This window comes from Ralstonia sp. VS2407 (assembly GCF_052950655.1).
Window position 1 is genome coordinate 1 of record NZ_JBRFVG010000268.1, and the last position, 463, is coordinate 463.

Here is a 463-nt window from a genome sequence, read left to right on the forward strand (position 1 = left end):
GGATATTTGAAGGGGGCTGCTCCTAGTACGAGAGGACCGGAGTGGACGAACCTCTGGTGTACCGGTTGTCACGCCAGTGGCATCGCCGGGTAGCTATGTTCGGAAGAGATAACCGCTGAAAGCATCTAAGCGGGAAACTCGCCTTAAGATGAGATATCCCTGGGGACTAGATCCCCTTGAAGGGTCGTTCGAGACCAGGACGTTGATAGGTCAGGTGTGTAAGCGCAGTAATGCGTTCAGCTAACTGATACTAATTGCCCGTAAGGCTTGATCCTATAACAAGTCTGTTTCGCGCTACAGAGCGCGTCGGACGGTTGGATTCTCGTGTGTGATACACACAACCTAATTACTGCTTCTTCCCAGATTGGTTGCGCTGCGAAGCAACGCAACAACCCCCTTTGCCTGATGACCATAGCGAGTCGGTCCCACCCCTTCCCATCCCGAACAGGACCGTGAAACGACT

2 rRNA genes are annotated in these 463 nt (G+C 53.1%); both read left to right on the top strand.

Features of this window, described 5'->3' with window-relative positions:
- Positions 1-275, top strand: a 23S ribosomal RNA gene (locus ACU8YE_RS24980); the annotation flags it as partial.
- Positions 276-401: 126 nt separating this feature from the next.
- Positions 402-463, top strand: a 5S ribosomal RNA gene (rrf, locus tag ACU8YE_RS24985); the annotation flags it as partial.